The sequence below is a fragment of the Candidatus Culexmicrobium sp. genome (assembly GCF_058356305.1).
The window spans coordinates 52,775-60,758 of sequence record NZ_JBTVBB010000001.1; the positions used below are offsets into that span (position 1 = coordinate 52,775).

General features: G+C 33.9%; 8 protein-coding genes and 1 CRISPR repeat array. Of the genes, 4 read left to right on the top strand and 4 right to left on the bottom strand.

The window, feature by feature from the left end:
- The gene (locus ACW8TM_RS00280) at positions 1 to 561 is read left to right on the top strand and encodes a DUF7529 family protein (RefSeq protein ID WP_491531268.1); all 561 of its coding nucleotides are present in this window, start codon (positions 1 to 3) and stop codon (positions 559 to 561) included.
- A 213-nt stretch (positions 562 to 774) separates the two neighbouring features.
- On the opposite strand, the gene ACW8TM_RS00285 is transcribed toward ACW8TM_RS00280, so the two are convergent.
- Positions 775 to 1,932: an OBG GTPase family GTP-binding protein gene (locus ACW8TM_RS00285; RefSeq protein ID WP_491531269.1), complete on the bottom strand. Its 1,158-nt coding sequence runs from the start codon at positions 1,930 to 1,932 to the stop codon at positions 775 to 777.
- 105 nt (positions 1,933 to 2,037) lie between these two features.
- Between ACW8TM_RS00285 and ACW8TM_RS00290 the strand changes: the two genes are divergently transcribed.
- Entirely contained in the window at positions 2,038 to 2,511 is a 474-nt protein-coding gene (locus ACW8TM_RS00290) for a hypothetical protein (protein ID WP_491531270.1), read from the top strand.
- Positions 2,508 to 3,059: a hypothetical protein gene (locus ACW8TM_RS00295; RefSeq protein WP_491531271.1), complete on the top strand. Its 552-nt coding sequence runs from the start codon at positions 2,508 to 2,510 to the stop codon at positions 3,057 to 3,059. Before ACW8TM_RS00290 ends, ACW8TM_RS00295 begins: the two co-directional genes overlap by 4 nt.
- A 171-nt stretch (positions 3,060 to 3,230) precedes the next feature.
- On the opposite strand, the gene ACW8TM_RS00300 is transcribed toward ACW8TM_RS00295, so the two are convergent.
- Both ACW8TM_RS00300 and ACW8TM_RS00305 read right to left on the bottom strand, forming a co-directional pair.
- Complete coding sequence (locus ACW8TM_RS00300; RefSeq protein WP_491531272.1) at positions 3,231 to 3,416, bottom strand: hypothetical protein; 186 nt, start codon at positions 3,414 to 3,416, stop codon at positions 3,231 to 3,233.
- A gap of 25 nt (positions 3,417 to 3,441) precedes the next feature.
- Entirely contained in the window at positions 3,442 to 3,675 is a 234-nt protein-coding gene (locus ACW8TM_RS00305; protein WP_491531273.1) for a hypothetical protein, read from the bottom strand.
- Positions 3,676 to 3,785: 110 nt separating this feature from the next.
- On the opposite strand from ACW8TM_RS00305, the gene ACW8TM_RS00310 reads away from it, so the two are divergent.
- A complete protein-coding gene (locus ACW8TM_RS00310; protein ID WP_491531274.1) occupies positions 3,786 to 4,175 on the top strand; it encodes a hypothetical protein in 390 nt (129 codons plus the stop codon).
- 38 nt (positions 4,176 to 4,213) lie between these two features.
- Here ACW8TM_RS00310 and ACW8TM_RS00315 read toward each other — a convergent pair whose 3' ends face one another.
- Positions 4,214 to 7,195, bottom strand: a complete 2,982-nt coding sequence (locus ACW8TM_RS00315) for a helicase HerA domain-containing protein (protein WP_491531275.1) — start codon at positions 7,193 to 7,195, stop codon at positions 4,214 to 4,216.
- A 313-nt stretch (positions 7,196 to 7,508) separates the two neighbouring features.
- Positions 7,509 to 7,978: a CRISPR direct-repeat array (repeat unit 25 nt; unit sequence CTTTCAATTCCCTTTTTTGGGTTCT).
- Positions 7,979 to 7,984 lie beyond the last annotated feature (6 nt).

The window sequence follows — 7,984 nt, forward strand, 5'->3', positions numbered from 1 at the left end:
ATGGGAATATTTGGTAGATTTAGAAGAAAGAAAATTGAACCTGAAAAATTAATTAAGGATTTTGAAATAGGAAGACAAATTCTACTCAAAAAAACCCATGAAATAGCTGATAAATTAAAGAAAAAGGGCTATTCAGTCTTAGAAATAATCCCATTACTAGTCTCTGTAGGTAAGGCAGAAAAGAAGAGTCCATTCGGCATCATGATAATTGTAACGAATGATATCTTCAAAAAATTCCATGAATATGCCGATAAGGGGGTATACAGTAATAACCAGTTAAGCATGTTCTATATGGGTGAATACTCATTCTTATTAATAGTCGCTAGAGATGACAACAAAAAACTAGCAATATGTTATCCTACAGCTTTTAGAAAAAAACATGTAGGTAAACTTAAAAGCATGGACACAATCTACATCTACATAATTGATGCACAAACACAAAAATACACACTCATCTACTTCCCAAATGTAAGGTGGGGTGTACAAAAGGAAGCCGACATCAGTTTAACGGAGAAAAATGAAAGAAAAAGTGATGAACCCCCAAAAACATTATATAGATAGCAATGCTGAGGGGAGACGCGATGAAAAATTTAGGCAATTTAAAGGATTTGATTTTCCCATTTGTAGCTCTAATAATATTCTTTTCAGGTTATCTCTCATGGTTTCTAAATAGATCCCTAAAGATAGATAGCCTCACCAGTTTCACTATAAGTATGGTAGTGATAGCAACTTGTACAGTAATGATAATGTTAATCGAAAGGAAAAAAGACTAAACTATTTAGTTCGAATTTCTACGATATCACCATCACTTAGTATGTGATTTCTACCAACCTTCTGGCCATCAAATTTAACGGACTTACCCCAAACTCTAGCATATTTAAATTCTCTATAGAGACGGCTGTGAATCATTTTAGCCACATCGATTACACATGTGCCAATAGGAACAACTAAGGGTTTCTTGGAAACAGGTCCATTAACTTCCTTAGTATAAACACGGATAACTTTGAGAAGATTGAAAATTTCTCTTTTAAGAGCTACTACATTAAATTTAGATTCAAATGAAAAAGGAATAATCTTTACTTTATCTCCAATGAATTTCTTTAATTTCAAATAATTCTTCTTTGCCACACTGCTATCATATTTACTTCCAACTATTATCGACGGCTTATAAACTATGTTTAATCCTACATAATCCTCTAAATCTTTAATACAAACATCACCCCATATTCTAATAATTGCATTATTAACTCCATAATCTCTAAAAAGCCTCTTAATATCATCTAAGGAGCAATCAATAAATTTCCCAGTTGAGAGAACTTGAATTCCACCTGAAGATCTTCTCTCAATATCAATTCTGACTTTAGGCTTTTTAAGTGAAATTCTAGCATCTCTTAAACATTCAGCTATAAACTTCAATTGATTTAAAGGATCCCTAGATAAGTCGACTAGAAGTATAAGTGCATCTGCATTTCTGGCTAAACTTAAAACTTGTGAAAGCCATGGAACTTGAGGAGAAATAGCAGGAGCCTCAATAAGCTGAATTTGAACATCTTCATAAACCAGCATACCCGGGATAGGAGTTTTCGTGGTAAAGGGGATATCAGATACTTTGGGCTTAGCATTAGTTAAGGAGGCAAGCAAACTACTTTTACCACTCTTAGTATCACCTAAAATTACTACTTGACCTGCACCTTCCTTTTTAATAGCAAACTTACCGCTTGAAGACTTTACACGCTTACGTTTACGCTCCTCCAACTCCCTCTTCAATTCAGCTAGTCTACGCCTCAATTGCTTTCGAATATTCTCAGTTCCCTTATGTGTAGGTATCGCTGAAATCAACTGTTCGAGAACTCTAATCTTCTCTGGAATAGTCCGCGCATCTTGATATTCTCTCAGTAATGCTCTGGCTCTAGGCGGTAGATTAGCAGGCATATCAAATAATACAATAACTAATTAAACTAATATTTCTCACTATACTCAATAGATGAGAAAAGTAGGAAGTAACAAAATTTAACTTTTCAAATAAAGAAAAATTACTTGATGGAGAAAATTACTACACTAAAATCAAATAATGTCGAAGAAAAAGAATTTAGAGCTATTAGTGGAAATATCATCATTATAGTTTCAAATAAAAATATTGAAGTATATGCGCCACCAGAAATAGGAGAGCCGCCTGAACTGTTAGACTTAATTCCATTAAGAACAATTAGATCAGTTCAATTAATAGAGGAAGGAGTAAAGATATACTATAACTTACCAGTAGACAAATACATCTATAAAGAAATAACCAAAACATTCAAGTTGAAACCAGATGATGCAACTAAATTATACGATATAATATTAGATAGATTAAGAGAAGAAAAGTGGCTAAAGCCAGAAGTAAAGCCAAAGAAATGGTTAATAATGATATTTGACGATGAAAATATAGTTGAAATCAATAGAAAAAACCTTGTAATCTATGATCCATTAGTGTATAAGGCATACAAGAAATACAGGAAACACAAAGATTGAAAACAAGATTTTCCATGATGCTCTCAATAATAATTCATGTACCACCAATAAAAATTCCAGTCGAAAATATAAGGGAAGTAAAATTAATACCGAGAAGGTCAAGTGAGAAGCACTACCTAGCAGAAGTTAGATATCTAAAAAGAAAAAAGAAAGAAAAAATGACTTTGAAATTAAGAGAATATGTCAACGCAAAAAATCTAGTGGAAAGGTTAAGAGAAGCAATGAAAATAGCTGAACCAGTGATAGAAGAGAGAGGAGGAGAAATAAATCCAATAATATTTATAACAATGCTAACATCATTCCTAGCACCATACATTATATTTTCAAGAAATCTCAACTATAATCCGTTAAATGCTTTAATACTATCACTCACAACATCATCAATCATACTATTAAGAAAAATTAAAGGTAAAGAAACTAGTCACCAAAACAACCTTAAAAAACATCAAGAAAAATTAACAAAAGCCTTCACCAATATTAATCTACATTACAGCAATATTAAAGATGAAGCTGTATCTTCCATTCCTATCAGTTACAATGACGCTTAGGGTATTCCCTCCAAATCTTTTGATCAAATCATTCATGATCTTACCTATAATTAGAATTAGATTTATGAAAAGAGATAAAAGGCTCCAAAGTCAACTTCATAGTTCTATCATCCATGATCCCAGCATACATTTCACAGTCTATTTAGAGTAAAAACTGAACCTAAACAAGCATTAAAATCCATTTTCCTCCATTAACTTCACCTCATATTCAACTACATGAAGCACAAACTTGAATTTGAGAATTTTGAGGCTTCCAACTCCCACTTCACTTAGAAACATCCTCTTCTTTTGAAGAGAATCCTCTGAAAAGTCCTGCAATTGTCCACATCGCAATAAAGGATGAAAGCTAACCTTCAATTCGTTTACTCAAGTAAAAAGCTACCTACTTACTCTCAACGTCACCAGATTTAGTTAAACCCCATACGCCAGGAGATAATTGTTCAAAATAATGTTCACAATCACAGTTGGAACAAATTAAATGTAAATACGCCTTCTCCTTCGCCTTCATAAAGTTCTTTACACTCAACTCGACTAAGAGAAGAGAGCCATTACACTTAATGCATTTCAATAAATGTCTAATATCACTTAAAATCCTAGTAACAACAGAATACTTCACGGAAATCCCCCTTCAAAATGAAGAGGGAATGTTTAAAAAAATTACGCATACAAGTTGATTTTAAAGTTCAAATATATGAAGAATTTATATAGGATTGTAGGGAGAGAGAGATGGGTGAAAATTTGAAGAACAAATCGATGCCATCAACACTAATCATAGAAATACCTGAAAACGATTTAGCCAGAAAAATGGCAATAATAAATGAATTACATAAAAATAGAATAGTATATGATATAGATGATGCAGGAAATATTCTAATTGATGGCTTCGGATTAGAAAAAGTTAAGGAAAAACGTACAGAATCGTTCTTTATTAAATATGAGGTCTCAATTAACAAGCCACTAATCAAATGGGTATATGTTAAAGCCAAAAACCCAAACATATATTATAGGATAAAGGCTATGTACTGTCCAACTACGAAGGCTTATATTAGAGCACTTAAAAGAAGAATGCTCCCTCCAAGTTGCCTAAAAATGGCAACATATAGTCAAAAAATATAAACAATTCAATATGAGTATTAACTCTGATTTCATCAAATCTATGGTTTAAGGCAGAGTTTACATCCCCTTTTAGTTTTAAAGAACCTTTTAATTTTAACAGTACAAGAGGGACAAATCTTTCTTCCACAGTTAGGACAAACAACGATATGTTCTAAACAAATAAATCTTCCACATGCAGGGCATTTAAAGACATGTTGTTCACATAAAGTTTTACCACAAATAGAGCAAATATAACGCTCTTCTTCACTACAGAAAGTTTCTTCACACTCATCACATACCCATGAATCATCGACACAGACATTTCTACCACATTTTGAACATTTATTAATGCAGTCTGGACAGAAAGGCTTTCCACAAATATCACATTCAATGACAGCTAATGAACATACATTCCTACCACAACTAGCACACTTTAATAAATGCTCTTCAAAATGCTCCTTACAGTAGGGTAGAGCACAATCATCACAATTTAAAATATGCCCTAAACAATAAGCCTTATCCAAACCACACTTAACACAGTGTCTCACACAATTATTACATAAAAGTGCACCGCAAACCTCACATTTAAACTGTGGCTCTCTAACACATAAAATCGCCTTACATTCACTACAAATCCAAGAATGTTCAGGGCAAACTGAAATTCCACATGATGAACAAATATTTACATGTTCAAGGCAAATAGGTGAAAGACAGATACTGCAAATCCAGTTCTCATGAAGCATAATTATAGTTTCACCACAATATATACATGAGCCAAAACTTCCCTTACCATTAACTCCATTCCATTGAATATCAACAATTGATTCTCCATACACATTTGAAACCTTAACAGTTGCATTGAAAATTGGAATCCACAGCAACTTAATATCTTGTAATTCCACTTCATTCTTCTTAGGTAAAATGAGAATAGACTTAGCTGGAGAATCTCTTAGTTTCACTAAAGACTCCTTGACAGTCTTAACTTTCAATTTAAATTCCTTCTTAAGACCTTTAATCGCCTCCTTTTCACCTTTAATTTTAATGGAAAGATCATCTAGCCTCCTCTTTAATCGAGCAACTTTAAGCTCTCTACTTCTAATTTGACTTGAAAGTTTAAGAGTAGGCCTTCCACTCCTCTTCGCCCTCAATAATGAAGTTTTAAGCTCTTTAATCTCCCTTAAAATATCCTTTAGGACATTGGCAGTTATAGTTGCCTCATCACTTAGAGACTTTAGACGAGTATTATGCTTTTCAATTGCCCTATCATACTTAACCTTCAATCTATCCACTTTCTCATTTAATCTTCTTTCAAATTCCTCATTAATTCGAATTTTAAAGGACTCTAAGTTCTCATTCGGCTTAGAAGCTAATTTAAAGGCAGAATGATAATAAATTTTCCGTGAAGTAGATGAGATAACTGACTCTATAAAGTTTTCTTTAATCTCATTAATTCCATCTAAATTTAAAAGCTTGTGATTAAGCTTCATGAAAACATAATTTTCCCTCGGAGAATCCATTAATAAATTAGGTTTCACCTCCTCAATATGGACTCCATATGCTTCATGAGAAAAAAAGTTTAAATCACCTATCCCCTCAAAAATCGGCATAAAACAATCCGCCGTCAAAGTAAATGTTATAGGTGGTCTAGAACGTTCGACATTAACTAAGGCTTTAAAATAAATTGCAGGAGCATACTTCCCCTGGATAGACAGTAATTCAATCTTATATGGTTCATCTCTCTCCAACATCTTACGTATATATTTATCATTAAACTTAGCCTTAACAAATAGCTGTTCAATAATTGGTGGAAGCCTTGGTGGAGGTGAAGGCTTAGCAGTTTCAACTTCTAAATATTTAGCTAATAGCTTCTTAACTCTCTTCCTAGCTTTTTCAAGCCTCTCGGGAGAAACGAAGTCTAATGGGTTAAAGCCAGGTGCACCATGCTTAGTCTCTCTACACCTAACCCTTACAAGTAAGGGGATTCTCTCAACAGCTTCACCAGTTACTATGGCTTCTCCTGCCTCAAGCCAAGTAATATCTTTCTCCCACTCCTTCGATAAGCCTCCACCCTCAATAGTTATTCTAACATCATTTGGATCAGTAAGTCTATGAATAATCCAAGTTCCACTTAAACTTCTAACTGTAGTATCAAGTAACTGTGGCCTCTGAGTAATTACAATTAAATTTGCACCAAACTTCCTACCTTCCTGAGAAAACTTTCTTAAAACTGGAACAGAAGGCAGTTTCTCTCTACCAGCAAATCTATGAGCCTCATCTAGAAAAAGATAGAAAGGCTGTACTTCACCTTTAATGGCAGCATCAAGAAGCTTAGAAACCAAGTCAGTTACAATTTGAACTTGCTCTTCATTGGAAAGACCCCTCAAATTAACAATAACACACTGGCCAGTTAAAACCAAATCCCTAGAAGAAAAATATTTCAACTGACCAACATTTAAATCTGCCCCAGGATTAAACATTAAATCTCCAAATTCAATAACCCTATCAGCATAACTCTTAGGAGAAATATTAAATTCAGGGCAAGGAGAATCAGCCTCAACCTTCAAGCTGGAATATTCTCCGTGAATATCAATAACTATAACTGGAATACCCTTCTTCAAAAACTCCTCAATTAAAACACCAGCAGTATAAGACTTACCTGAACCAGGCTTACCAACAATAAAAATACGATTAAGCCTCTTAACTGGAATGAAAACTTTATAGGAATAACCCTTCAATAATCCAAGATAAATTGAAGCCCCAAAATCTAAAGTTAAACCTAAAGCTCTCCTAACATTATCCTCACTAGCCAAGAAAACAGGCGCATCAATCTCAAAGGGTGTTCGAGGAGGATTACCTAAAACCTCACAACTAGCATATAAGGCATCCTTACTCCTCCTAATATCCTTCACAATAAGAACAAATACTCTATCCTCATGGAAAACTTCAACAAAATCATTCCTACCAACCCTACCAGTAACCTTAACTGTAAAGCCAAATACAGTAGGCTCACCAACAATTACTCCTATGGGCTCCCTAGACACCCTCAATACACTCCACAGTCAACATAAATAATCTACCATCCAAGTAAAATTAAACTAACGGAAATAAAAATACAAGATATGCAACACGAAAAGAGAGCTTACATCAAAAGAATAACACGATATTTCTAACATTATCCAACTGTAAAATAGATATCATTACTTTATTAACACCATAACCTTTAACAACAAACACACATCAGAAAATAAGTAATGCTCTTCACCAACCCAATTCCTAGTAAACCCCCTTATCTACATTATCAAGAAAAATCATAGACCTTACATAATCTTATACTTCTTCATCTTAAAACTAACCCTCTTTATTCCCTTTTTTGGGTTCACGTTTAGTATTGTCTCTCAACGACCGTTAGCTTTAAACTTTCAATTCCCTTTTTTGGGTTCTATTGTAGCCTTCAACTGTAATTTTTGTTTCACGTTCACTTTCAATTCCCTTTTTTGGGTTCTTGGCTTTTAAGGGGACTTATAAGGGAAGATGAGTATCTTTCAATTCCCTTTTTTGGGTTCTGACATTGGAATCTGGGTTCTTTTGTGCAAAAATGTGGACTCCTTTCAATTCCCTTTTTTGGGTTCTACTTACTACTATTAGTCTTATGGGTTTATGCCAGTGATCTCTTTCAATTCCCTTTTTTGGGTTCGTGAAGGAGCAACAATTTCGTTTGTCGTCGAGCTAATCCTCTTTCAATTCCCTTTTTTGGGTTCCAGGTTTTCACCTGCCTCTTGAAGATGCATATGGCTGTTATCTTTCAATTCCCTTTTTTGGGTTCGACAAAT